The following is a 315-nucleotide window of genomic DNA, read 5'->3' on the forward strand; positions in this document are numbered from 1 at the left end:
CACCAGATGCCGATACTGTAGCTGATCCGGTACTTGCTCCATTACAAATTATATTCGTTTGAGCAGAAATAGATGCGACCAAGGCAGCAGGCTGAGTGATGTTGACCGTAGCTGTTTGCAGACAAGAGTTGGCATCCGTCACCGTAACGGTGTAAGTTCCGGCTGATAGGCCGGTTGCTGTTGCTGCAGTACCACCCGATGGAGCCCATGAATACGAGTAAGGACTGATACCGCTTGATGCTGTTACTGTTGCCGATCCGGTACTTGCTCCATTACACACTATATTCGTTTGTGCTGAAATCGATGCGACCAGTG

Annotated in this window: 1 protein-coding gene; it reads right to left on the bottom strand. The window is 49.5% G+C overall.

Going from position 1 to position 315, the window contains the following annotated elements:
• The coding region (locus EGI31_RS15285) for a SprB repeat-containing protein (protein WP_255038015.1) at positions 1-315 on the bottom strand (315 nt) is incomplete at both ends.

Origin of the sequence: Lacihabitans soyangensis (genome assembly GCF_024343775.1) — a bacterium.
Lineage (GTDB): Bacteria > Bacteroidota > Bacteroidia > Cytophagales > Spirosomataceae > Leadbetterella > Leadbetterella soyangensis.